Origin of the sequence: Paenibacillus sp. FSL R5-0475 (assembly GCF_038004585.1) — a bacterium.
Classification (GTDB): domain Bacteria; phylum Bacillota; class Bacilli; order Paenibacillales; family Paenibacillaceae; genus Paenibacillus_AQ.
Genome location: NZ_JBBORK010000001.1, coordinates 4,804,961 through 4,828,682, shown reverse-complemented (window position 1 = coordinate 4,828,682; position 23,722 = coordinate 4,804,961). Strand labels below are relative to the sequence as shown.

The window sequence follows — 23,722 nt, the reverse complement described above, 5'->3', positions numbered from 1 at the left end:
CGGATCTCAGATCCGTATTCAGGAAGGAGGCTAACTAATGAGCGAAGAACGTAATGCACGTAAAGTGCTAATCGGTAAAGTGGTCAGTGATAAAATGGATAAAACCATCGTAGTCGCTGTTGAAACCTATAAGAAGCATAACTTGTACCACAAACGCATCAAGTCTACGAAGAAATTCAAAGCACATGATGAGGAAAACGTTGCGAAAATTGGCGATACCGTAAAAGTCATGGAAACTCGTCCGTTGTCCAAGGACAAACGTTGGAGACTAGTTGAAGTGGTTGAAAAAGCGGTTATCATCTAAGATAATCAAAAGAGTTTTTCCGGAAGGAGGAAATTATAATGATTCAACCATTTACACGCTTGCATGTGGCTGACAACTCTGGTGCGAAGGAACTGATGTGTATCCGCGTACTGGGTGGTACTGGACGCCGTACAGCAGCAATCGGTGATTTGATCGTTTGTTCCGTTAAACAAGCAACACCAGGCGGCGTTGTCAAAAAAGGTGATGTTGTTAGAGCGGTAGTTGTTCGTACGAAACGTTCCGTTCGTCGTAAAGATGGATCTTACATCGCATTCGACGAAAATGCAGCTGTTGTTGTTAAAGACGACAGAAGCCCTCGTGGAACACGTATCTTTGGACCAGTTGCTCGCGAACTTCGCGATAAAGACTACATGAAGATCGTTTCCTTGGCACCGGAAGTAATCTAATAAACACGAGCACCAATAAGTTGAAGGTTAGTTATAGGAGGTGTAATAAATGCCTAGAGTGAAAAAAGTTCTGGAATCCCATAACAATAAACTGCACGTGAAGAAAGATGATGTGGTGCTTGTGATTAGTGGTAAAGACAAAGGCAAAAAAGGCCGTGTCATCGCTGCTTATCCTCGTGAAAACCGCGTTCTGGTAGAAGGCGTCAATATGGTGAAAAAACACCAAAAGCCGAACCAGCTGAATCCACAGGGTGGAATTATTGAGCAGGAAGCTTCGATTCATGTGTCCAACGTAATGCACATCGATCCGAAGTCCGGCAAAGTAACACGTATCGGTTACAAAGTATTGGACAACGGTAAAAAAGTTCGGATTGCTAAAAGATCCGGAGAGATTATCGACTAATCTAGCCCTTAAGAAAGGAGGTTAAATCTTCATGGCAGCAAGAATGAAAGAACGTTATCTCAACGAAATAACACCTGCTTTGATGCAGAAGTTTAACTATACAACTGTTATGCAAGTGCCTAAGATCGAGAAGGTTGTCATCAACATGGGTGTGGGTGACGCTGTTCAAAACTCCAAAGTACTTGATGCTGCAGTTAATGACATGCAGTTGATCGCTGGTCAAAAACCAGTAATCACTAAAGCTAAAAAATCCATCGCTGGTTTCAAACTACGCGAAAATATGCCGATTGGGGTTAAAGTAACACTGCGCGGCGAGCGTATGTATTACTTCTTGGACAAATTGTTCAACGTAACGCTTCCACGCGTACGTGACTTCCGTGGTGTTTCCACTAAAGCCTTTGACGGCCGTGGTAACTACACACTTGGTCTTAAAGAACAATTGATCTTCCCCGAGATCGAATATGACAAAGTGGATAAAGTCCGCGGTATGGACATCGTTATTGTAACGACTGCTAAGACGGACGAGGAATCCCGCGAGCTGCTGGGTCAGCTGGGAATGCCTTTCGCAAAATAAAGTCGGTTAATCCATTTTCTCCGAAAATGTTTAGGAGGTGTCAGGCTAAGTGGCAAAAACTTCGATGAAAGTTAAACAACAACGTACGCCTAAGTTTAAAGTACGTGCATATACACGTTGCGAACGTTGTGGTCGTCCACATTCGGTACTGCAAAAGTTCAAAATTTGCAGAATTTGTTTCCGTGAATTAGCTTATAAAGGCCAGATCCCTGGCGTGAAAAAAGCAAGTTGGTAAGAAGTTTATAAACGGGAAGGAGGTTTACACACATGACTATGTCTGATCCTATTGCAGATATGCTTACTCGTATTCGTAACGCTAACATTGTGCGTCACGAAACGGTAGAAATGCCTGCTTCTACTATGAAGAAACAAATCGCTGACATTTTGAAGCGTGAAGGTTTCATCCGCGATGCGGAATTCGTTGAAGATAGCAAACAAGGGATTATCCGTATCTTCTTGAAATACGGCCCTAACCAAGAGCGTGTTATTTCTGGTTTGAAAAGAATCAGTAAACCAGGCCTTCGCGTATACACGAAGAGCAATGAAGTGCCTCGTGTACTCGGTGGTCTAGGAATCGCGATTATCTCCACATCTAAGGGAGTTATGACCGACAAAGAAGCTCGTCAATCAAAATCTGGCGGAGAAGTTGTCTGCTACATTTGGTAATAAACGTCACAAGATAAGGAGGTGCAACACATGTCTCGTATTGGTCGTAAACCAATCGCAGTACCTAGCGGTGTAGATGTCACTTTGGACAACGCCGTTATTACAGTAAAAGGTCCAAAAGGTTCTTTGACTCGTGAGCTTCATAAAGACATGAAGGTTACAGTTGAAAATAACGAAATTACCGTTGTTCGTCCGTCGGATAACAAATTGCATCGTTCACTTCACGGCACAACCCGCTCCGTTGTCAACAACATGGTAGCAGGCGTGACTGAAGGTTTCTCGAAATCTCTGGAATTGGTTGGGGTCGGATATCGTGCAAGCAAATCCGGAGATAAAGTCGTTCTGAACGTTGGTTACTCCCACCCGGTTGAAATTACACCGGAAGCAGGTATTGAGTTTGAAGTTCCTGCGAACACGAAGATCATCGTTAAAGGTATCGATAAAGAACGCGTTGGCGCATATGCTGCTAAAATTCGTTCCGTTCGTGAGCCAGAACCGTATAAAGGTAAAGGTATCAAATATGAAGGCGAGCGTATCATCCGCAAAGAAGGTAAAGCTGGTAAGAAGAAATAACCAGTTTGAACTTAATTGTAAGATACCCCGTGCATCTTAAAGTGAAGCTGTTTACGGCAAACTGAAGGGAGTGAAAGGGAAGTCATGATTACAAAAGAAGATAAAAACAAGGCTCGTCTCAAAAGACACCTGCGTGTTCGTAAGAAGATCCAGGGAACTACTGAGCGTCCACGTTTGAACGTATTCCGTTCTTCAAAACACATCTACGCTCAACTGATCGATGATGTTAAAGGGGTTACTATCGTATCCGCTTCTACACTTGATAAAGAACTGAGCGCTAACATCGGTAATGGCGGCAGCGTTGAAGCTGCAGCGAAAGTTGGCCAATTGGTCGCTGAGCGTGCTAAAGAAAAAGGCTATGCAGTGGTCGTATTCGACCGCGGAGGTTACTTGTACCATGGACGAATTCAAGCATTGGCTGACGCAGCTCGTGAAGCTGGTCTTGAATTCTAGAATAATTCTTAAAAGGAGGTTAACGACTTGCGTGTAGATCCGAACAGTTTAGAACTGACAGAAAGAGTTGTACACATTAACCGTGTAGCAAAAGTTGTAAAAGGCGGACGCCGTTTCAGCTTTAGTGCACTCGTTGTTGTGGGCGATGGCAATGGCTACGTCGGTGCTGGTATCGGTAAAGCCGGCGAAGTTCCGGATGCCATCCGTAAAGGCATTGAAGACGCCAAGAAAAACCTGATTCACATTCCAATCGTAGGAACTTCGATTCCCCATCTCGTTACTGGCCACTTCGGCGCAGGACGCGTGTTGCTGAAACCAGCATCAGAGGGTACTGGCGTTATCGCTGGCGGTCCAGTTCGTGCGGTATTGGAATTGGCAGGCGTTGGCGACATTTTGACAAAATCACTGGGTTCTTCGAATTCCATGAACATGGTCAATGCAACTTTGGAGGGACTTTCCCGTCTGAAACGCATTGAAGAGGTCGCGAAACTTCGCGGCAAATCTGTCGAAGAATTGCGCGGTTAAGGAGGGGAACGTCAATGGCAAAATTGCAAATTACCCTCGTACGTAGTGTAATCGGACGTCCAGAAACACAACGTGTTACTGTTAAGACGCTCGGCCTACGTAAACTCAACACGACAGTGGTTCACAATGACAGTCCTGCAATTCGCGGAATGATCAACAAAGTGAGTCACTTGCTATCTGTAACTGAAATTGAAGGCTAATCGCCTCGTATAAATTAACAAACATAAGGAGGTGCAAACGATGAAGTTACATGAACTTGCTCCAGCTCCTGGTTCCCGCAAAGAACGCAATCGCGTTGGTCGTGGACCAAGTAGCGGAAATGGTAAAACTTCCGGTCGCGGTCACAAAGGTCAAAACTCACGTTCTGGCGGTGGTGTTCGTCCGGGCTTCGAGGGTGGACAAAATCCGCTCTATCGTCGTCTGCCTAAACGTGGTTTCGTCAATCCTACCCGTAAAGAGTATGCGATTGTGAACCTTGAAGATCTGAATAGCTTTGCAGAAGGAACAGAAGTGACTCCGCAGTTGTTGCTTGAAACTGGTGTTGTCAAGAATTCCAAAAGCGGCATTAAGATTCTCGGCAATGGTGAGTTAACCGTTAAATTGACTGTACAAGCAAATAAGTTCTCTCAATCTGCGGTAGAGAAAATCGAGGCTGCCGGCGGTAAAACCGAGGTGATCTAATGTTCAAGACGCTTAAGAATATCTGGCATGTGGAAGATTTGCGCAAAAAGATCCTGTTTACCTTGTTCATTCTGATTATCTACCGTATCGGTTCGTTTGTACCGGTTCCTGGTGTGAACAAAGATGTACTGGAAACAGCAAATCAAAGCGGTGACGCTTTGATGGGACTTTTGAACACCTTCTCGGGCGGAGCGCTCAAAAACTTCTCGATATTTGCGATAAGTATTTATCCGTACATTACAGCATCCATCATCGTGCAATTGCTGTCGATGGATGTTGTTCCTAAGTTTGCTGAATGGGCTAAACAAGGGGAGCACGGTAAAAAACAACTAGCGCAAATCACTCGTTATGGTACTGTGATTTTGGCCCTGATCCAAGGTTTTGCTACGTCGATAGGGTTTAACCGGATTTATGGAACTCAAATGATGCCGAATGCGACATTTGCTGACTACTTACTGGTTGCCATTATCTTGACGGCTGGTACTTCTTTCCTGATGTGGCTTGGTGAACAGATTACCGAAAAGGGAATCGGGAACGGGATTTCGATCCTGATTTTTGCGGGAATCGTCGCCGCCATCCCGGGATATATCACGAGTACGGCTAACTCAAGCTTTATTCAGCCGGATCAAGTGTTCCTGAATATTCTTAAAGTCGTTATTGTGCTGATTGTGATTGTAGCGATTATTACAGCAGTTATCTTCGTACAGCAAGGTATTCGGAAGATTCCTGTTCAATACGCTAAACGCGTAGTCGGCAACAAAATGTACGGTGGACAGAATACGCACATTCCGCTGAAAATTAATGCGGCTGGTGTAATTCCGGTTATCTTCGCCGTATCACTGCTTCAGTTCCCAGTTGTTCTCTCCAGTTTCTGGTCAACACATGCCTGGGCTCAATGGATTGCCAAGTATTTGGCAACTGATGCACCACTTGGTATGCTTCTGTATGTAGTGATGATCATCGGGTTCACGTTCTTCTATACGTTCGTGCAGATGAATCCTCAGCAGATGGCTGATAACATGAAGAAGAATGGTGGTTACATTCCAGGTATCCGTCCTGGTAAAGCTACTGAGAAATATTTGACTAGAGTAATGTCTCGTCTGACTATGTCCGGCGCATTGTTCCTGGCTTTGATCTCTGTATTGCCGATGTTCTTCGGTGCTTTATCTGGATTGCCTAAAGAAGTTCGAATTGGTGGTACTTCACTACTAATCGTAATCGGTGTGGCATTGGATACTATGAAGCAGATCGAGAGCCAATTGATCAAACGCCATTACAAAGGCTTCATCAATAAATAGGCGATAGGTTCCGGTGAAGCGTAATTTTTTATTCTTCCCGGCACCTATTGTGCTGTTTCTTGCTTGGTGGCGAACTTTTGGGGGGAGAGAGAAATCGTGAACATTTTATTCATGGGCCCTCCTGGGGCAGGCAAGGGAACACAAGCGGCTGAGATCATAAAAGAGTTTGGCATTCCGCATATTTCGACAGGAGATGCTTTCCGTTTGGCAATCAAACAAGAGACTCCAGTAGGATTGAAGGCTAAATCATTTATTGATCAAGGTTTGCTTGTACCAGATGATGTGACCATTGGTATAGTTGAAGAACGGCTGCAGCAGTCCGATTGCGAAAAAGGATTTCTATTGGATGGTTTTCCAAGAACTCTTTCGCAAGCGGAAGCGCTGGATGAAATTCTAAGCCGTTTGAATACTTCTTTGGATCATGTCATCAACTTGAATGTTGACCGTGGACTGTTGATGGCGCGTCTTACTGGACGTCGTATCTGCACAGTTTGCGGAGCATCCTACCATTTAATCTTCAACCCGCCGAAGCAAGATGGCATTTGCGACATTGATGGCGGTGAATTGTATCAACGTCCGGATGACAACGAAGAAAGTGTAGGCAAGCGTCTGGATGAGTATGATAATAAGACAGCGCCGCTGCTTGCGTTTTATGATAATAAAGGTCTTTTGCGTCAGGTAAATGGGGAAAACGAAATCAATGTCGTTTCTTCTGAAATCGTATCTTTATTGCGGGGTTAATGTAATGATCATTTGTAAATCCGAACAGGAACTTGCCTTTATGAGGGAAGCTGGTCGAATTGTTGCCGAGAGTCACCGTCTTATTGCTGAGGCCATTGAGCCTGGCATTACAACGGGCGATCTCGACAGAATCGCCGATCAATACATTCGCAGTCAAGGTGCTGTGCCGTCTTTCAAAGGCTACAACGGTTTTCCTGCCAGCATTTGCGCTTCAGTCAACGAACAATTAGTGCATGGATTTCCAGGTAAACGCAAACTGATCGAAGGCGATATTGTAACGCTGGATATCGGTGCAGAGTACCGCGGTTATCACGGTGATTCCGCCTGGACCTACGGTGTGGGCAGCATTTCCGAAGAGGCTCAGCGTTTGCTGGACGTTACGGAAGGCTCCTTGTACGCGGGACTGGCGTTAGTTAAGCCGGATGTGCGCTTGTTTACAATCTCCCATGCTATCCAGCAATACATCGAAGAGGCTGGTTTCTCAGTCGTACGTGAGTATGTTGGTCATGGTATTGGGGCAAAACTGCATGAAGAACCGCAAATTCCGAATTATGGCATAGCGGACCGCGGACCACGTCTGAAACCGGGTATGGTACTCGCGATTGAGCCGATGGTAAACGTAGGAAAGAGACATGTCAGAACGCTGGAAGATAACTGGACTGTCGTTACGGTGGATGGCTCCCTATGTGCTCACTTTGAGCATACAGTAGCAGTTACTCCGGACGGCATGGAAATTTTCACAAAACTGAATGCGTAGGTGATCTCCACTTGAATACTGTGAGCAGCCCGCAGGTTGGTCAATTAGTGAGAATTCTCAAAGGCAAAGATGCCGGAGAGGCAGCCGTTGTTATCGCAGTTGTTGATAGCAGATTTGTATACATTGCAGATGGAGACAAACGTAAGTTTGATGGGCCAAAGAAGAAGAATATTCTTCATCTTGAGCTCATACCCTTCATCAGCAGTGAGGTTGTGAACAGTTTGGAAGAAACTGGGCGGGTAACAAACGGAAAGCTGCGTTACGCAGTCATGAAGTATGCTGGCCCAACCGGAATAAGTGCTTATGAGAAAGGAGACTAACTGTGGCTAAGGAAGATGTCATTGAAGTAGAAGGTACTGTCCTTGAACCGTTGCCAAATGCAACGTTTAAGGTTGAGCTTGAGAACGGTCATCAAATACTTGCCCATGTATCCGGTAAATTGCGGATGCACTTTATCCGTATTTTGACCGGAGACAAAGTGGTCGTGCAGTTATCGCCTTATGATTTATCAAAAGGTCGTATAACTTACCGTAAATAGATGGGAACTACGAAAAAAGTTTTGCTTCGCAAAACTTTGAGGAGGTAATTAACATGAAGGTAAGACCTTCTGTAAAGCCCATTTGCGAGAAATGTAAAGTAATCCGCCGCAAAGGGACTGTTATGGTGATTTGCGAAAATCCGAAACACAAACAAAAACAAGGTTAAGAAGGGGGTGTAGCGTAAAATGGCTCGTATAGCTGGAGTGGATTTGCCACGTGACAAACGCGTTGAGATCGCCTTGACTTATATTTTCGGAATCGGTAAAACGACTTCTCAGAAAATTCTTAATGAAACAGGCATTAGCGCTAATACACGTGTCCGTGATTTGACGGAAGATGAAGTCAGCAAACTGCGTGAAACGATCGACAAAACGGTTAAGGTTGAAGGTGACCTGCGTCGTGAAATTTCCTTGAATATTAAACGTCTTACTGAGATCGGCTGTTACCGCGGTGTTCGTCACCGTCGTGGATTGCCTGTTCGCGGTCAACGTACTAAAACCAATGCCCGTACCCGGAAAGGCCCGCGTCGTACGGTAGCAAACAAGAAGAAATAATAAGGGGGGATAAGAGACAATGGCTAAACCGAAAAAAGTCGTACGTACCAAACGTCGCGACCGTAAAAATATCGAATCCGGCGTGGCACATATTCGTTCCACGTTCAATAACACCATCGTTACCATCACAGATCCTCACGGAAATGCAATTTCCTGGGCAAGCTCCGGCGGCCAAGGATTTAAAGGTTCCCGTAAGTCGACTCCATTCGCAGCGCAAATGGCAGCTGAATCAGCAGCTAAAGCAGCTATGGAGCACGGCATGAAGTCGGTTGAGGTTATGGTTAAAGGACCGGGCGCGGGCCGCGAAGCAGCCATCCGTTCCCTTCAAGCTGCAGGGCTTGAAGTTAACCTTATTAAAGACGTAACTCCGGTTCCTCACAATGGATGCCGTCCGCCGAAACGTCGTCGCGTATAGTGAAATCAGTATTGTAAATGTGGTATAATTCTGACGCATCTGCTAATAATAGGTGTTTAGGCATACTACATGATGCACCTGATGGGGTGACAGTTTCATATAGGAGCGACGTTGAAGGAGGGGTAAACTCGTGATAGAAATCGAAAAGCCGAAGATTGAGACCGTAGAAGCTAATGATGAAGGTACCTATGGGAAATTCGTAGTTGAACCGTTGGAACGTGGGTATGGCACGACTCTGGGGAATTCACTTCGCCGGATATTGCTTTCTTCGCTTCCAGGAGCCGCAGTGACTTCGGTCCAAATTGACGGCGTTCTGCATGAGTTCTCGACCGTTCCAGGCGTAATGGAAGATGTGACGGAGATCATTCTGAACCTTAAAGCCTTGTCCCTGAAGATTCATTCAGACGAGGAAAAAGTGTTTGAGATTGATGCTGAAGGGGAAGGCATCGTTACCGCAGGTGATATCCGTGCGGACAGCGATGTTGAGATCCTCAACCCGGATCTTCACATTGCAACGCTGGGACCTGGTGCGAGACTTCACATGCGTATTTTTGCAGGCCGTGGTCGCGGCTACGTCCAAGCGGACCGGAACAAACGCGACGATCAGCCAATTGGCGTTATCCCGGTTGACTCCATCTACACTCCTATTTCACGCGTTAACTACGGCATAGACAATACACGTGTTGGTCAAGTGACCAACTACGACAAATTGACGCTTGAAATTTGGACAGATGGCAGTATTAGACCGGAAGAGGCTGTAAGCCTCGGAGCCAAAATTTTGAACGAGCACCTCGTATTGTTCGTAGGTCTTACGGACGAAGCGAAAGACGCCGAAATTATGGTTGAAAAAGAAGAAGACAAAAAAGAAAAAGTGCTAGAGATGACAATCGAAGAGCTTGATCTTTCTGTCCGCTCCTACAACTGCCTCAAACGTGCTGGTATTAATACCGTACAAGAGCTTACCACGAAGACTGAAGAAGATATGATGAAGGTGCGTAACCTTGGTCGTAAATCTTTGGAAGAAGTTCAGGAGAAGCTTGAGGAACTTGGTTTGGGACTACGTACAGAAGAATAACTACAGATTGTTACAGTAAAGGAGGGAAAACACATGGCATACCAAAAATTGGGCCGTGATTCCAGTGCGCGTAAAGCGTTATTTCGCGACATGGTAACGGATCTATTTTTATACGAGCGCATCCAAACAACGGAAGCTAAAGCGAAAGAAGTTCGTTCTATCGCTGAAAAGTTGATCACTAAAGCTAAAAAAGGCGATCTTCATGCTCGTCGTCAAGTAGCTGCATTTGTTCGCCGCGAGACTGTTGATGGTGAACAAGATGCAATTCAAAAATTGTTCTCTGACATCGCTCCTCGTTACACAGAGCGTCCAGGTGGATACACTCGTATCCTGAAACTCGGACCTCGTCGTGGGGACGCTGCGCCTATGGTTTATCTTGAATTGGTAGACCGCGCGTAGTATCACAAGTATTGATTTCCGATGCTTCCCTTTCATCCGGCCCTCTTTGGAGTAAAGATGGGGGAAATATCAGCGTTATTGTGCTGCAGAGGCGCAAGACTCTGCTGTACTAATAACCGTGGGAATCACCTTGGTTCAATTGAAGGAGCTCCCGCAGGGGCTCTTTTTTTTGAAGTAATGGAGTGAAGTGTTAATGGATGCCGTCCTTCTAGGGACGGCAAAGCCATTTCTTCCTCTTGAATAAGATCAGACAGTGCTTCGATCGACGTTTCTGCTGAACGGTTTAAAAAGGAGAACGGAATGCGTAATCTATTGATGAAGGTCAATTATGACGGAACAAATTATGATGGCTTTCAGACCCAGCCTCAGGGCAATACGATTCAAGATCGGCTGGAGCAAGCGATACTCCATCTGACAGGTGAGGAGCTTAAGATTACTGCTTCTGGTCGCACAGATGCCGGAGTACACGCCTACGGTCAGCCTTTTAACTTTACGACCTCCTCTCGAATCCCACTTGAACGTTGGTGTCTGGCGCTTAATGCCCGGCTGCCACAAGATATCGTGGTTACTGAGGCTAGGGAAGTACCGCTGACGTTTCACTCTCGTAGAGGAGCTAAGCGTAAAACTTACCGATACACGATTAACGGCAACAGGTTTCCAGACCCGTTTCAACGGCGCTGGCAGCTTCATCATCCGGTGAGGTTGGACATTCCTGCGATGCAGCAAGGCTTAACGCATATTTTAGGGACACATGACTTCACTTCGTTTGCTTCACGGAGGTCTACTAAGGCCTCTCATGTACGAACGATCTTTGAAGCTCATATGGAAGTAGACCGCAGCATGTGCCGACCCTCTTCATTAGATCAGGGAGTGATCCAAACTTATATAACGGGTAGTGGATTTCTTCAGCATATGGTTCGCATTATTATGGGGACTTTGATCCATGTGGGGGAAGGTAAAATAGATGCTGATCATGTTGCTGAGATATTGGCGGCATGTGATCGTTCTGCTGCTGGTCCAACAGCTATGGCCAAGGGGTTGGCTTTGTGGAGTGTAGAATATGACGAGACTGAAAGTGAATCTTTTTTTCTATAAATTTCTTCCTGAATAATAGGCTGAATGTTTAAAAATCACTTGCACTTGTTATGTTTATACTGTAATATAAAAGTTGTGTTTTCTTGATGGCTATCCCACAGCCCCGATCAAGGAAATGCCAAAAAAATGCTTTGCTTAACTCACATAATTGTAATTCAATGAGAAACAAGATATACGAAACAGAAGATTTTCGTACGAGAACAAGGAGGAAACATTCATGCGTACCACCTATATGGCGAAGCCGAACGAAGTTGAACGCAATTGGCACATTATTGATGCCGAAGGCAAGACACTCGGTCGTTTGGCCAGCGAAGCCGCTGCTTTGATCCGTGGCAAACACAAACCGCAATTCACTCCACACGTTGATACAGGAGATTTCGTTATCGTAATCAACGCTGAGAAGATTCACTTGACCGGTAAGAAATTGCAAAACAAGAAATACTACCGTCACTCGATGCACCCAGGTGGCTTGAAAGTTACTAATGCTGAAACTTTGCTGAATACTAAACCAGAACGCGTAATTGAATTCGCTGTTCATGGTATGATTCCTAAGACTCGTCAAGGGGACCACATGAAGCTGAGATTGAAAGTATATGCAGGCGCCGAGCATCCACATGCAGCACAAAAACCTGAAGTTTACGAACTTCGCGGATAAGAATAGAGGAGGACAGTTTCATGGCACAAGTACAATACTATGGGACAGGTCGTCGTAAACATTCGGTAGCACGTGTTCGCCTTGTACCGGGTGAAGGACGCATTGTCATTAACAAACGTGAGATGGACGAATATTTCGGTGTGGAAACACTGAAAATGATCGTAAAACAACCTTTGAACCTGACTGAAACACTAGGCAACTACGATGTAATCGTTCTTGCACATGGTGGCGGTATTTCCGGTCAAGCTGGAGCAATTCGTCACGGTATCTCCCGTGCATTGCTTAAAGTTGACCCTGAATATCGCGGTGCACTTAAGAAAGCCGGCTTCCTGACTCGTGACCCTCGTATGAAGGAACGTAAGAAATACGGCTTGAAGGCTGCACGTCGTGCGCCTCAGTTCTCGAAACGTTAATATTTATCAAGAATTCAACCCTTGGCCTTTACGGTCGAGGGTTTTATTTTTTTTAGCAGCCCCTTTCGAACAAGAAATGGGCTTTTTTTGCATTCATTTACTAATTCTGAGGGTTGAAACTCATTGACTTCCTCAGTAAAAGTTATATACTATTTCATATAGAAATAGTTGGTTTTATTACTTCTTTTACCTCATTTATTCATACGATTAATATTTTGGATGGAGGAATACCTTAATGAACCTGCTCGAGAAAGAAGATTTGATCAGAATAAAGGCCGAAGAATTAGAGAGTGCTTCACCCGAGGATATTATCCGCTGGGCTGTAGAAACATTTCCTAACATTACTTTTGCCTGCAGCTTTGGTGCCGAAGATGTAGTGCTTGTTGATATGCTTCACAAAGTTAGTCCATCTACTGATGTCTTTTATCTCGATACAGATTATCATTTTAAGGAAACCTACGAAACCAGAGATTTGATGGCAGACAAATACGGATTAGAGTTTGTACGAGTGTCTCCGCAACTCACCACGCAGGAGCAAGCACTTCAATACGGTGATGCGTTATGGACGGTTGACCCAAATCAATGCTGTGGTATTCGTAAAGTTGAACCATTGACTCGTATATTATCTCAATATGAGGCATGGATTACTGGAATTCGTCGCGATCAAGCGCCTACCCGTGCAAATGCTAAAAAGGTCGAGTATGATTATAAATTTGGTTTAGTGAAGTTTAATCCTATTGCGGATTGGACGTCAGAAGATGTATGGAACTATATTCGTGAAAATGACGTAATCTATAACCCTCTACATGACCGTAACTATCCAAGTATCGGCTGTGAGCAATGTACACGTCAGGTTATGCCAGGTGAAGATCCGCGTGCTGGCCGTTGGTCTGGATCAGAGAAGACAGAGTGCGGATTGCACAAGTAAGACATATTCCTGTGGGAACATAGAAGGAGAGACTAAGATGACTTCAATACGTCCGCATGGCGGAGCTTTGGTAAACCGTGTAGTAGAGGGTACTGAAAGAGAAGAATTGCTAAATCTCGCACGTGACAGCAAGGCGATTGTCTTGAATACCTGGACTTTATCTGATTTGGATCTTATAGCTGTAGGTGCATTTTCGCCATTAACTGGCTTTTTAAATGAGCAAGACTATCATTCAGTAGTAAAAAGCATGCGTTTAGCAGATGGAACAGTGTGGAGCATTCCAATAACACTGGCTGTAGAAGATGATGTGGCTGCCAGTTTATCAATTGGGGATAAAGTTTCTTTAATCGGTGAAGACGATGGCGAGATTTACGGTTTATTGGATATTGAGAGTATTTATACTGTAGATCAAACGATTGAAGCACAAAATGTCTTCAAGACAACAGATCCTGAACATCCTGGTGTGAGTAAGCTGTTGGCTCGTCCTGCAACTTATGTTGGAGGGCCGATTACAGTCTTGAACCGCCCACAGCCAGAGAAGTTCGGTGAATTTTATTTTGATCCTGCGGATACGCGGAAGATATTTGCTGAAAAGGGCTGGAGAACGGTTGTAGGCTTCCAAACACGCAATCCGGTCCACCGAGCTCACGAGTACATTCAAAAGTGCGCTATGGAGGTTGTAGACGCTCTATTCCTAAATCCACTTGTTGGTGAGACGAAGTCAGATGATGTACCGGCAAATGTACGGATGAAGAGCTATCTGGCGCTTTTGGAGAACTATTATCCTGAGGATCGTACCTTCCTTGGTGTTTTTCCGGCGGCAATGCGTTATGCAGGCCCTAGAGAAGCAATTTTCCATGCAATGGTTCGTAAAAATTACGGCTGTACCCATTTCATCGTCGGTCGTGACCATGCTGGGGTAGGTGATTATTATGGCACTTATGAAGCACAGGAAATTTTCTCGAATTTTAGTGCTGAAGAACTTGATATTACTCCATTATTTTTTGAACATAGCTTCTTCTGTAAAAAATGCGGGAATATGGCATCCAGTAAAACTTGCCCTCATCCTAGCGACGATCACATGACATTGTCGGGTACGAAGGTACGTGCTTTGCTCCGTGATGGCCAATGTCCTCCGCCAGAATTTACACGGCCTGAGGTTGCGCAGATTCTGATTGAAGGTATGACACAAGAAGTTACAGCTTAATCATTAACAGCTAGTACTATTTGACCTTCTTGTCCCATATAGATGAGTATTATCTATCGGGACGAGGGGGTCTTTGTTATGTCTGGCCGAAAGCAGAGTAAAGTCTCGGTCTGGATTTCATGGAGCAGTATCAAAAAAAGTATGCTTGGCGTGATGCTGCTAGCTATAATGATCGGAATTATTGCGTATGACATGCCTACCGCTAAAACACTAAATTATTGGAGTCTGCCCTTGTCAGGAAAAGTTATTGCTCTCGATGCGGGACATGGTGGAGCTGATGGAGGAGCGGTTAGCCGGGAAGGGCTAATTGAGAAAGATATTAATCTCGCGGTATCGCTTTATTTGCGTGATTATCTGCAGCAGGCAGGGGCTATTGTAGTAATGACTCGTGAAGGTGATTATGATTTGGCTCAGGAAGGTACTAAAGGCTATTCTAAGCGTAAGACAGAAGATCTTAAACAAAGAGTAAGAAGTATCGAAGAAAAAGGCGCAGACCTTTTTATAAGCGTTCACATGAACAGTGTCCCTTCCAATCGTTGGAGTGGAGCACAGACCTTTTACTACCCCAATCACAAGGATAATAAAGCTATAGCGGAGTTTGTGCAGAGTGAGCTGAAGACTACGCTGGAGAATACGGATCGTGTGGCTAAGACAGTGAATACTGTTTATCTGTTAAAAGCATTGAAAATACCAGCGGTACTTGTAGAAGTTGGCTTCTTATCACATCCTCAGGAATCTGCTCTACTTGGAAATGATGTCTATCAGCGTAAGGTTGCGACTAGCATTTATCGGGGGATTCTTCGGTACGCCTCAGAGTAGTCAGGACTACTCATGGGGAGACAGGTAATGCTATAATAGACAAAAACTCCGGAGAATTCTCAACCGGAAAGGAAACAGAGGTGCTTCCCATGCTGACTAAGGAACAAATTCAGGAAATACTGCAGCCATTAACAGACTCTGAAACTGGAAAAAGCCTTGTGGAACTACAGCTGATCCGTGACATTATGATTAAAGAAGACCGTATTTCTTTATCTATCATATGTCTGAATCCTGAAGAGCAAAGTCGCATGGATCTAGAACAACAGGTTCGTGAATTGCTTGAAGCGGGTGGGGTTTCTAATGTACATATCCGGCTTCGTGATGCAACCGATTATGAACGTGCTATACTTCGCGGAGAGAGCGTAGAGGATTTCGATGAACCTGGGAAACTTAAAGGACATGCTGCAGGCCTTGATGACCATGAATTAATTAGCGAGAGCTCTGGCGTGAACTTTATCGCTGTGGCCAGCGGCAAAGGTGGAGTTGGTAAGTCAACCGTAACGGTGAATTTGGCCGTAGCCCTTGCAAGAAAAGGGAAAAAAGTTGGTCTTATCGATGCTGATATTTATGGTTTCAGTATTCCCGATATGATGGGGATCGAAGAGGGACCAGTTGTAGAAGAGGGAACGATTATTCCTGTGGAACGTTTTGGAGTGAAGGTCATGTCTATGGGCTTCTTTATTCGTGAGAATAGTCCAGTTATTTGGCGGGGACCTATGCTGGGTAAAATGCTTCGCCAGTTCTTCAATGATGTTGGTTGGGGTGAACTTGATTATATGCTGCTTGATCTTCCCCCAGGTACTGGTGATGTGGCACTTGACGTGCATCAGATGCTACCTCACAGCAAAGAGATTATAGTTACGACACCTCACGCTACCGCAGCGTTTGTGGCGGCTAGAGCGGGCTCTATGGCTCTACAGACAGATCATGAGATTATTGGAGTCATTGAGAATATGGCTTATTATGAGTGCACTGACTGTGGTAAGAAAGATTATATCTTTGGCAGAGGCGGAGGAGCGAGGCTTGCCGAGACGCTTCATACGGAGCTGCTTGCACAAATACCGCTAGGTGCACCGGACAACCATATTTCCGAACCGGATTTCTCACCTTCTGTATACAAAGAAGAGACACCATCAGGACAATTATTTGCAGAAATTGCTGATAAACTTATTGCCAAATATGAGCACTAACTCTTGTGCATAAAAAAGAGGCCTTCCCACACGTATTAGTGGGATAAGGCCTTTTTTTTTAAGAACTTGAATCATCGCCGCTGCCGCCGCCACTGCTTTCCTGTTTGTCGCCACCTTCGCTACCCTTTTCTTTTTTCTCTTTTGGTTCAAGTTCTTCTTGTACGACTTTTTTAAGTAAATTCAATACTTCCATGCGAAATAATGGAGTTTGCATGGATTCCTGCATGGTCTTCATGGATTGTTTACGGTAATCAGGTGTTTTAGTGAGATTTAAAAACATTGTCATCATTTCTGGAGACTTCATAATTTCTTCGACTGATTTCTGATAAGTGGGATCCTTAATTAGCTGTAGGTGTAGTTCCTTGCTTTGTGATTGAATGGCTTTAGCAAAATCGCCCGCGAATTTGGGATCAGTCATTATCTTCTCGATTTCCTTCTGATATTCCGGTGCAGTGAGAGTATTTTTAACAGCGAGCTTGATCTCCTCTGTTGTTTGAAGTGGCATCATCTTCATGCTCATTCCACTGGTACCGCTAGAGCTGGAGCTTGATAATGATTCCTCAACCGCTTTTTTACCCTCATCGCTTTTCAATATATCTAAAACCATGGTCTTCGTTTCTTTATAACTGCCTTGTCCGGAAGAAGAACTGCTCTGCTCACTTCCGCAAGCCGTTAAGGCCATAACAAAGCTCAATGCCAAACCCACAGATCCGATAAATCTCCATTTCATTGGCGCTGCCCTCCTTTATAGGATTCTCTAGATGTATTATGCCGAATTAGATCACATTTATGTTGTGGGTGTAATGGTGTTTTGTCGGTATCCTTGGTAAAATAAATCTGACAAGAGGAGGTGAATTGGCTGAGTATAAAAAAATGGTTTCATTTATTTTGGACTACCCTCCTTATAGGAGCGGGTGGGGCTGTAATCGCTGGTCTGGCACTGCAATTCGTAAATGGTAAGATTGATTTCAAAAGTGTCGGGGATTTCTTTTTATACCCGCTGATTCTGCTTGGCTACGGTATGCTTGTAAGCGTTTATTCGCAACTTGGTTTTTTTGCCTATTTGATTTTGAATTATATGGGCAACGGCGTTTTTCCACAAAAGGTTTGGAAATACATACAACTAGTGCTTTCTGTGCTCGCATTGCTTGAACTGATTTTTTTGCGTACCGTCGTTGGTGGGGAAAGAAATGTTATGTCTGATCTAATATTAGGAATCGTTATTTTGCTAGCAGCTATTATTGTGTCTTATTTCAAAGTAAAAAGTACAAACATCTCAGCTTTGATTCCAACCCTCTTTTTTATGACAGCTATTTCAATTGTGGAAGTTATTGGCGTGCTCCGTATAGGTGTTGATAGTGCAACGGTATTTATTGTTGTTCCGCTTATCGCTTGTAATGCATTCCAAATTTTGATGCTACACCGTATTCTGAAGCCGGCAGCCGGATAATGAATGGGGAAGGCACTAAACAAAGAACCCCGTGCTCTGATCTCAGAAGACGGGGTTCTTTGCTCTAACTGTATCTTAACGATTAAAATCTGATTGTAGAGGTTAATCTTAAAGAACGATACGCTCACAAAACTAAGCGTATGCTTTCGAAGTAAGTTTTGTACGAAGCGTCCCGATGATGTATATGTTTTACAAAACATAGTAGATGCTTCCGAAGCGAGTTTTGTACGAAGCTCCTCAATGATGCATATGCTTTACAAAACTTTTAGGAGGGGAATATATGGACATCAAGCGCTATATGATAAAAGACACAAAAGAAATCCGGCTTAACAAGCTGGATCCGGACGACACAGGTGTTTTTAAATCCAAAAAAGAAGTAGAAGCCAAAACAGAAGAGCTTAAAGCACGTTTGGCAGAGCTCCAAGATATTTTGTTTGCTCAGAAAAAGCATTCGCTGCTTGTTATTCTGCAAGGAATGGATTCCAGCGGTAAGGATGGCACGGTTAAGCATATTTTTTCAGGCATTAATCCACAAGGGTTTATAGTGACCAGCTTCAAGAAACCATCTCTAGAGGAAGAGGCTCATGATTTTCTATGGAGGGTTCATCAGAAGACACCTCCTAAGGGATATATCTCTGCATTTAACCGCTCGCATTATGAAGATGTATTGGTACCACGGGTACACGGAGGGTTAAAAAAGGATGACTTGAAGCGTCGCTTTCGTTACATACGGCAGTTCGAAGAAATGCTGGTGGAAGAGGGGACGACAATTATCAAGCTTTTTCTGCATATTTCTAAAGAGAAGCAGCTGAAGAAGATTAAGGAACGGCTTGAAGATCCCAAAAAACATTGGAAATTCGATGCAAGTGATCTCCAGGAGCGGGAGTATTGGGATGATTACCAAGAAGCATATGAAGATGTTTTCAAGGAATCTAGCATAGATAAAGCACCCTGGTACTGGATACCCGCCAATCATCAATGGTACCGCAACTATTTGACCTTATCCATCGTTGTAAAGACACTGGAGAGTCTGGATCTGAGCTATCCGAAGCTGAATACCCCCACACCTGACATATCGGAACTCATTTCTCCACGTCATTAATCCTTTGGACAGATCAACATCCATTACGGCACCAGAGATTGAATATGTTTTTACAGCCCAGCTGCGTCCTCAATGGCATTACTCAGTGAAGCTGAGTCGCGTACTTCTTTACCTTCGGTGTTGCTTTGACTAATCAGCTCAGAGACGGTAACGAATTCATAACCTTGTCTGCGGAGCTCGTCGATAATGAGTGGAAGTGCTTCATGTGTTTGTTTACAGGAATCACTGGCATGTAGAAGGACGATATCACCTGGATGCGCTTTTGTCGTTACACGCTTCACGATATTGTCTACGCCGATGTTCTTCCAGTCCAGGGAGTCTGTATCCCATTGAATGACCTTGTAGCCGAGATCGCTGGCAACCTGAAGGACTCTTTTGTCAAAATCACCATTAGGCATACGAATCAAATTGGGTTCAGTGCCGGTTAATTCGGTAAGTACGGTGTGAGCCGTTGAGATCTGTGTACGAATTTCTTCGTTGCTAAGTGTGCTGTAATTGACGTGTTTATGACCATGACTTCCAATTTCAAAACCTGCATTCTTGATGTTAGTTACAATGTCTGGGTGAGTCTTACTCCATGGAGACGATAGGAAGAAGGTGGCTTTGTCCACTTTCTTGTCTTCAAGTACCTTCAAAATTGGTTCGGGTCTTTTCTCCCCCCAGCTAATATCGAAGGTCAGGGCAATCAGCTTCTTCTCTGTTGGTACACTGTAGATCGCGGAAGGTCCGGATTCAGAAAAAACGGTTATGTTTCCCCTCTCGACATAGACAACTCCAGCAGCAAGAAGCACAGCGGCGAAGATATAGATGAATCGTTTAATCTTTTTGCCGCTGAATACATAAAAAGAATTCATAATGACAGCGCTCCTCTCCCATGCGAAATGCTTGTTTGTTCTAAATGTATGCTCGTACCGCAAGGTTATGACCTAAGAAACAGAGATCACAATTTCAGGAGGGTATTTATGTTGTCGTTCTTCACGTTTATTAAAGATCTAAAAACGATCCGGAAGGCTTTATTGCTATCCTGTCTGCTCTTCGCATTAGGAGCGGTTATAGGGTGGGTAGCTACTAGCAGTCTGGAAAAACTATTGGTTCAGCAATTAGAGGGGCTCAGTGAAATCAGTGGCAACCTTAGAGATTCTTCTAATCCGCAATGGAGCTTCTTTGTATTTATATTTTTGAATAACAGCATCAAGGGTGTTCTTATCATATTTTTAGGAGCGTTGTTCGGTATACTGCCAGCCATATTCTTATTTATTAACGGAGCGGTTATCGGCTATCTGATTCATTTATCAGCACTGCAAGGACAGGATTTATTCGATCTAATAGTAAAAGGACTGCTGCCACATGGGATTATAGAGATTCCAGCAATCATTATTGCTTGTGCATTTGGACTTCAGTTCGGCGGGAAAGTAGTTGCAAGTCTGTTTAGCTCATCCACTAAAAAAGTGAACAGAGGTGTTGAGTGGTCTTCGTTCATGCGTCAAACACTTACGGCATCTATTTGGACAATAATCCTGTTATTTGTTGCAGCCATCATTGAAAGCACAATAACTTTTTCTCTTTTATCATAAAACTTCCGAGAATGGAGCATAACAGTAAAGCTATTCATCCAAGGATTGCCTAAAGGTCAGAAGTATATAATCGTGACGAAACCATAAAGGGAATTTTTAATAATTATGGTTATAAAAAGAGTACTCCGGTTAATCTAGTGTAAGAGGATCTTAAGGCAGCTTTCTCCATGAGATGGACTAACTAATTATGTACAAGGGGTTTTTGGTTTTAGTGAATGTGTTACTTGCAACTTCATGAAGGAGGCCAAGCATATGTTGGGAATGTTGTTCAACGAAAAAGAATGCAAGGAACTGGATTATGTTTTGCGGAAAGAACTTGATGAGATGCTGTTAGATTTGAGCGATCAGCGCTTGGACCAAAATATCAGGCATGCCATCGCCAATAGATATAAGACTGTATTTCGTATGTATGCTCGTTTTGCTCCTCAGAAAGAGCTTTCCAAGTATGCGTGGGGTGGACGTTCTTCTCAGTATAAACACTAAGGATAAGCGGTAAATGCAAGAGTCTTATATGAATTTAAGATTTTTTAATAAAATAGCTTGACTAAAAAGGAGTGCTCGTGATAAATTATATCTCGCGCTCCTTTTGCTTGTGTAAAAGGGAAGCGGAAGGCAAGAAAAGTTGAAAAAAACTTTTTCGAAAAAAAGACTTGCCAAACAACGAAACACTGTGATATATTATAAAGGTCGCCGCTGACAAACAACGACGACGAAATGAGAGACATTGATCTTTGAAAACTGAACAACGAGTGAGTAGGGAATCACGAAAGTGAAATCCAAAATTAGAGAATTAATTTTCTCGTCAGATGTTTCAAAATGAGCATATCGCTCTTTTCAATACTAATTGGAGAGTTTGATCCTGGCTCAGGACGAACGCTGGCGGCGTGCCTAATACATGCAAGTCGAGCGGAGTCATTTTGAAAGCTTGCTTTCAAAGTAACTTAGCGGCGGACGGGTGAGTAACACGTAGGCAACCTGCCCCTTAGACTGGGATAACTACCGGAAACGGTAGCTAATACCGGATAATTTCTTTTTTCTCCTGAAGGAAGAATGAAAGACGGAGCAATCTGTCACTGAGGGATGGGCCTGCGGCGCATTAGCTAGTTGGTGGGGTAACGGCCCACCAAGGCGACGATGCGTAGCCGACCTGAGAGGGTGAACGGCCACACTGGGACTGAGACACGGCCCAGACTCCTACGGGAGGCAGCAGTAGGGAATCTTCCGCAATGGACGAAAGTCTGACGGAGCAACGCCGCGTGAGTGATGAAGGTTTTCGGATCGTAAAGCTCTGTTGCCAGGGAAGAACGTCCGGTAGAGTAACTGCTACCGGAGTGACGGTACCTGAGAAGAAAGCCCCGGCTAACTACGTGCCAGCAGCCGCGGTAATACGTAGGGGGCAAGCGTTGTCCGGAATTATTGGGCGTAAAGCGCGCGCAGGCGGTCATTTAAGTCTGGTGTTTAAACCTTGGGCTCAACCTGAGGTCGCACTGGAAACTGGGTGACTTGAGTACAGAAGAGGAAAGTGGAATTCCACGTGTAGCGGTGAAATGCGTAGATATGTGGAGGAACACCAGTGGCGAAGGCGACTTTCTGGGCTGTAACTGACGCTGAGGCGCGAAAGCGTGGGGAGCAAACAGGATTAGATACCCTGGTAGTCCACGCCGTAAACGATGAGTGCTAGGTGTTAGGGGTTTCGATACCCTTGGTGCCGAAGTTAACACAGTAAGCACTCCGCCTGGGGAGTACGGTCGCAAGACTGAAACTCAAAGGAATTGACGGGGACCCGCACAAGCAGTGGAGTATGTGGTTTAATTCGAAGCAACGCGAAGAACCTTACCAGGTCTTGACATCCCTCTGAATCCACTAGAGATAGTGGCGGCCTTCGGGACAGAGGAGACAGGTGGTGCATGGTTGTCGTCAGCTCGTGTCGTGAGATGTTGGGTTAAGTCCCGCAACGAGCGCAACCCTTAACTTTAGTTGCCAGCAGGTTAAGCTGGGCACTCTAGAGTGACTGCCGGTGACAAACCGGAGGAAGGTGGGGATGACGTCAAATCATCATGCCCCTTATGACCTGGGCTACACACGTACTACAATGGCCGGTACAACGGGAAGCGAAGCCGCGAGGTGAAGCCAATCCCATCAAAGCCGGTCTCAGTTCGGATTGCAGGCTGCAACTCGCCTGCATGAAGTCGGAATTGCTAGTAATCGCGGATCAGCATGCCGCGGTGAATACGTTCCCGGGTCTTGTACACACCGCCCGTCACACCACGAGAGTTTACAACACCCGAAGTCGGTGGGGTAACCCGCAAGGGAGCCAGCCGCCGAAGGTGGGGTAGATGATTGGGGTGAAGTCGTAACAAGGTAGCCGTATCGGAAGGTGCGGCTGGATCACCTCCTTTCTATGGAGAATCGTCTTCTGCAATGAAGACATTCAAATCGGAAGTTAAACTTCCATTATAGAACCTTCGGGTTCGAACACTCACTCGTGTTCAGTTTTGAAAGAGTAAGTCTCTTTCATATACGTTTGGTGGCGATAGCGGAGGGGTTCCACACGTACCCATCCCGAACACGACCGTTAAGCCCTCCAGCGCCGATGGTACTTGGACCGAAGGGTCCTGGGAGAGTAGGACGCCGCCAAGCGGACAACCATTCTTTGGTTGATTCACAATGTTATATATGTTATATGGGCTTTTAGCTCAGTTGGTTAGAGCGCACCTCTGATAAGGGTGAGGTCGGTGGTTCGAGTCCACCAAGGCCCACCATATAACTTTATATCTTTTATGGGGCCATAGCTCAGCTGGGAGAGCGCCTGCCTTGCAAGCAGGAGGTCAGCGGTTCGATCCCGCTTGGCTCCACCATAAGTTTTAATTCAATACCTTCTTTAAACATTGATCCTTGAAAACTGGATACCGAAACGAATTTGCG

34 protein-coding genes, 2 tRNA genes and 2 rRNA genes are annotated in these 23,722 nt (G+C 44.8%); 36 read left to right on the top strand and 2 right to left on the bottom strand.

What is annotated here, in order from left to right:
* Positions 1 to 37 precede the first annotated feature (37 nt).
* The 28 genes from rpsQ to MKX41_RS21610 all read left to right on the top strand — a co-directional run bounded on the left by rpsQ (position 38) and on the right by MKX41_RS21610 (position 16,671).
* Entirely contained in the window at positions 38 to 304 is a 267-nt protein-coding gene (rpsQ, locus tag MKX41_RS21745; protein WP_042131223.1) for a 30S ribosomal protein S17, read from the top strand.
* A gap of 38 nt (positions 305 to 342) precedes the next feature.
* A complete protein-coding gene (gene rplN / locus MKX41_RS21740; RefSeq protein WP_036680556.1) occupies positions 343 to 711 on the top strand; it encodes a 50S ribosomal protein L14 in 369 nt (122 codons plus the stop codon).
* Positions 712 to 760: 49 nt separating this feature from the next.
* On the top strand, positions 761 to 1,114 hold the full coding sequence (gene rplX / locus MKX41_RS21735) for a 50S ribosomal protein L24 (RefSeq protein WP_076286851.1): 354 nt from the start codon (positions 761 to 763) through the stop codon (positions 1,112 to 1,114).
* Positions 1,115 to 1,145: 31 nt separating this feature from the next.
* Positions 1,146 to 1,688, top strand: a complete 543-nt coding sequence (gene rplE / locus MKX41_RS21730) for a 50S ribosomal protein L5 (RefSeq protein WP_042131222.1) — start codon at positions 1,146 to 1,148, stop codon at positions 1,686 to 1,688.
* Positions 1,689 to 1,737: 49 nt separating this feature from the next.
* A complete protein-coding gene (locus MKX41_RS21725) occupies positions 1,738 to 1,923 on the top strand; it encodes a type Z 30S ribosomal protein S14 (protein WP_013312154.1) in 186 nt (61 codons plus the stop codon).
* Between the two features lie 32 nt (positions 1,924 to 1,955).
* Positions 1,956 to 2,354 (top strand): 30S ribosomal protein S8, encoded by a 399-nt coding sequence (gene rpsH / locus MKX41_RS21720; protein ID WP_036680560.1) that lies wholly within the window; start codon positions 1,956 to 1,958, stop codon positions 2,352 to 2,354.
* A 30-nt stretch (positions 2,355 to 2,384) separates the two neighbouring features.
* Positions 2,385 to 2,927 carry a 50S ribosomal protein L6 gene (gene rplF / locus MKX41_RS21715; RefSeq protein ID WP_042192166.1) on the top strand — a complete coding sequence of 181 codons (543 nt, stop codon included), beginning with the start codon at positions 2,385 to 2,387 and terminating at the stop codon, positions 2,925 to 2,927.
* Between the two features lie 84 nt (positions 2,928 to 3,011).
* Complete coding sequence (gene rplR, locus MKX41_RS21710) at positions 3,012 to 3,380, top strand: 50S ribosomal protein L18 (RefSeq protein ID WP_042131220.1); 369 nt, start codon at positions 3,012 to 3,014, stop codon at positions 3,378 to 3,380.
* Positions 3,381 to 3,407: 27 nt separating this feature from the next.
* Positions 3,408 to 3,905, top strand: a complete 498-nt coding sequence (rpsE, locus tag MKX41_RS21705) for a 30S ribosomal protein S5 (RefSeq protein WP_036652980.1) — start codon at positions 3,408 to 3,410, stop codon at positions 3,903 to 3,905.
* 14 nt (positions 3,906 to 3,919) lie between these two features.
* A complete protein-coding gene (gene rpmD, locus MKX41_RS21700; RefSeq protein ID WP_036680567.1) occupies positions 3,920 to 4,105 on the top strand; it encodes a 50S ribosomal protein L30 in 186 nt (61 codons plus the stop codon).
* 40 nt (positions 4,106 to 4,145) lie between these two features.
* Positions 4,146 to 4,586 (top strand): 50S ribosomal protein L15, encoded by a 441-nt coding sequence (rplO, locus tag MKX41_RS21695; RefSeq protein WP_036680569.1) that lies wholly within the window; start codon positions 4,146 to 4,148, stop codon positions 4,584 to 4,586.
* Positions 4,586 to 5,884 carry a preprotein translocase subunit SecY gene (gene secY, locus MKX41_RS21690; protein WP_042131218.1) on the top strand — a complete coding sequence of 433 codons (1,299 nt, stop codon included), beginning with the start codon at positions 4,586 to 4,588 and terminating at the stop codon, positions 5,882 to 5,884. Before rplO ends, secY begins: the two co-directional genes overlap by 1 nt.
* 96 nt (positions 5,885 to 5,980) lie before the next feature.
* Positions 5,981 to 6,625 carry an adenylate kinase gene (locus tag MKX41_RS21685; protein ID WP_042131217.1) on the top strand — a complete coding sequence of 215 codons (645 nt, stop codon included), beginning with the start codon at positions 5,981 to 5,983 and terminating at the stop codon, positions 6,623 to 6,625.
* A 4-nt stretch (positions 6,626 to 6,629) separates the two neighbouring features.
* Positions 6,630 to 7,382, top strand: coding sequence for a type I methionyl aminopeptidase (gene map / locus MKX41_RS21680; protein WP_042192159.1), 753 nt, complete (start codon positions 6,630 to 6,632; stop codon positions 7,380 to 7,382).
* Positions 7,383 to 7,393: 11 nt separating this feature from the next.
* Entirely contained in the window at positions 7,394 to 7,702 is a 309-nt protein-coding gene (locus tag MKX41_RS21675) for a KOW domain-containing RNA-binding protein (RefSeq protein ID WP_042192158.1), read from the top strand.
* Between the two features lie 2 nt (positions 7,703 to 7,704).
* The gene (infA, locus tag MKX41_RS21670; RefSeq protein ID WP_036652996.1) at positions 7,705 to 7,920 is read left to right on the top strand and encodes a translation initiation factor IF-1; all 216 of its coding nucleotides are present in this window, start codon (positions 7,705 to 7,707) and stop codon (positions 7,918 to 7,920) included.
* A 53-nt stretch (positions 7,921 to 7,973) separates the two neighbouring features.
* On the top strand, positions 7,974 to 8,087 hold the full coding sequence (rpmJ, locus tag MKX41_RS21665) for a 50S ribosomal protein L36 (RefSeq protein ID WP_003322638.1): 114 nt from the start codon (positions 7,974 to 7,976) through the stop codon (positions 8,085 to 8,087).
* Positions 8,088 to 8,106: 19 nt separating this feature from the next.
* A complete protein-coding gene (rpsM, locus tag MKX41_RS21660; RefSeq protein WP_036680583.1) occupies positions 8,107 to 8,475 on the top strand; it encodes a 30S ribosomal protein S13 in 369 nt (122 codons plus the stop codon).
* A 19-nt stretch (positions 8,476 to 8,494) separates the two neighbouring features.
* Positions 8,495 to 8,890, top strand: coding sequence for a 30S ribosomal protein S11 (gene rpsK, locus MKX41_RS21655; RefSeq protein WP_019908251.1), 396 nt, complete (start codon positions 8,495 to 8,497; stop codon positions 8,888 to 8,890).
* 130 nt (positions 8,891 to 9,020) lie between these two features.
* Entirely contained in the window at positions 9,021 to 9,965 is a 945-nt protein-coding gene (locus tag MKX41_RS21650; RefSeq protein ID WP_036680585.1) for a DNA-directed RNA polymerase subunit alpha, read from the top strand.
* Positions 9,966 to 9,998: 33 nt separating this feature from the next.
* Positions 9,999 to 10,364 (top strand): 50S ribosomal protein L17, encoded by a 366-nt coding sequence (gene rplQ / locus MKX41_RS21645; RefSeq protein WP_019908254.1) that lies wholly within the window; start codon positions 9,999 to 10,001, stop codon positions 10,362 to 10,364.
* Positions 10,365 to 10,664: 300 nt separating this feature from the next.
* A complete protein-coding gene (gene truA / locus MKX41_RS21640; protein ID WP_042192157.1) occupies positions 10,665 to 11,459 on the top strand; it encodes a tRNA pseudouridine(38-40) synthase TruA in 795 nt (264 codons plus the stop codon).
* A gap of 217 nt (positions 11,460 to 11,676) precedes the next feature.
* Positions 11,677 to 12,114 (top strand): 50S ribosomal protein L13, encoded by a 438-nt coding sequence (gene rplM / locus MKX41_RS21635; protein WP_036680589.1) that lies wholly within the window; start codon positions 11,677 to 11,679, stop codon positions 12,112 to 12,114.
* 20 nt (positions 12,115 to 12,134) lie between these two features.
* Positions 12,135 to 12,527, top strand: a complete 393-nt coding sequence (rpsI, locus tag MKX41_RS21630) for a 30S ribosomal protein S9 (protein WP_025706574.1) — start codon at positions 12,135 to 12,137, stop codon at positions 12,525 to 12,527.
* A gap of 235 nt (positions 12,528 to 12,762) precedes the next feature.
* Positions 12,763 to 13,455 carry a phosphoadenylyl-sulfate reductase gene (locus tag MKX41_RS21625; RefSeq protein ID WP_042192155.1) on the top strand — a complete coding sequence of 231 codons (693 nt, stop codon included), beginning with the start codon at positions 12,763 to 12,765 and terminating at the stop codon, positions 13,453 to 13,455.
* Between the two features lie 37 nt (positions 13,456 to 13,492).
* Positions 13,493 to 14,662: a sulfate adenylyltransferase gene (gene sat, locus MKX41_RS21620; RefSeq protein WP_042192153.1), complete on the top strand. Its 1,170-nt coding sequence runs from the start codon at positions 13,493 to 13,495 to the stop codon at positions 14,660 to 14,662.
* Between the two features lie 78 nt (positions 14,663 to 14,740).
* Positions 14,741 to 15,481, top strand: a complete 741-nt coding sequence (gene cwlD, locus MKX41_RS21615; RefSeq protein ID WP_042192151.1) for an N-acetylmuramoyl-L-alanine amidase CwlD — start codon at positions 14,741 to 14,743, stop codon at positions 15,479 to 15,481.
* Between the two features lie 89 nt (positions 15,482 to 15,570).
* Positions 15,571 to 16,671, top strand: coding sequence for an Mrp/NBP35 family ATP-binding protein (locus MKX41_RS21610; RefSeq protein WP_076300967.1), 1,101 nt, complete (start codon positions 15,571 to 15,573; stop codon positions 16,669 to 16,671).
* 58 nt (positions 16,672 to 16,729) lie between these two features.
* Here MKX41_RS21610 and gerD read toward each other — a convergent pair whose 3' ends face one another.
* Entirely contained in the window at positions 16,730 to 17,401 is a 672-nt protein-coding gene (gene gerD / locus MKX41_RS21605; RefSeq protein WP_042192146.1) for a spore germination lipoprotein GerD, read from the bottom strand.
* Between the two features lie 129 nt (positions 17,402 to 17,530).
* Here gerD and MKX41_RS21600 point away from each other — a divergent pair, with 129 nt between their 5' ends.
* Both MKX41_RS21600 and MKX41_RS21595 read left to right on the top strand, forming a co-directional pair.
* On the top strand, positions 17,531 to 18,121 hold the full coding sequence (locus MKX41_RS21600; RefSeq protein WP_042132517.1) for a KinB-signaling pathway activation protein: 591 nt from the start codon (positions 17,531 to 17,533) through the stop codon (positions 18,119 to 18,121).
* A 280-nt stretch (positions 18,122 to 18,401) separates the two neighbouring features.
* On the top strand, positions 18,402 to 19,223 hold the full coding sequence (locus MKX41_RS21595; RefSeq protein WP_042192144.1) for a PPK2 family polyphosphate kinase: 822 nt from the start codon (positions 18,402 to 18,404) through the stop codon (positions 19,221 to 19,223).
* A 50-nt stretch (positions 19,224 to 19,273) separates the two neighbouring features.
* On the opposite strand, the gene pdaB is transcribed toward MKX41_RS21595, so the two are convergent.
* Positions 19,274 to 20,077: a polysaccharide deacetylase family sporulation protein PdaB gene (gene pdaB / locus MKX41_RS21590; RefSeq protein WP_042192142.1), complete on the bottom strand. Its 804-nt coding sequence runs from the start codon at positions 20,075 to 20,077 to the stop codon at positions 19,274 to 19,276.
* A 108-nt stretch (positions 20,078 to 20,185) separates the two neighbouring features.
* Between pdaB and MKX41_RS21585 the strand changes: the two genes are divergently transcribed.
* The 6 genes from MKX41_RS21585 (at position 20,186) to MKX41_RS21560 (ending at position 23,655) form a co-directional block, all read left to right on the top strand.
* On the top strand, positions 20,186 to 20,797 hold the full coding sequence (locus tag MKX41_RS21585) for a stage II sporulation protein M (RefSeq protein WP_340973027.1): 612 nt from the start codon (positions 20,186 to 20,188) through the stop codon (positions 20,795 to 20,797).
* 252 nt (positions 20,798 to 21,049) lie between these two features.
* Complete coding sequence (locus tag MKX41_RS21580) at positions 21,050 to 21,280, top strand: hypothetical protein (RefSeq protein WP_036680631.1); 231 nt, start codon at positions 21,050 to 21,052, stop codon at positions 21,278 to 21,280.
* A 358-nt stretch (positions 21,281 to 21,638) separates the two neighbouring features.
* Positions 21,639 to 23,196: ribosomal RNA gene (locus tag MKX41_RS21575) — 16S ribosomal RNA — on the top strand.
* A gap of 124 nt (positions 23,197 to 23,320) precedes the next feature.
* Positions 23,321 to 23,437 (top strand): 5S ribosomal RNA (gene rrf / locus MKX41_RS21570).
* Positions 23,438 to 23,482: 45 nt separating this feature from the next.
* Positions 23,483 to 23,559: transfer RNA gene (locus tag MKX41_RS21565), tRNA-Ile, on the top strand.
* A 20-nt stretch (positions 23,560 to 23,579) separates the two neighbouring features.
* Positions 23,580 to 23,655: transfer RNA gene (locus tag MKX41_RS21560), tRNA-Ala, on the top strand.
* Positions 23,656 to 23,722: the final 67 nt, after the last annotated feature.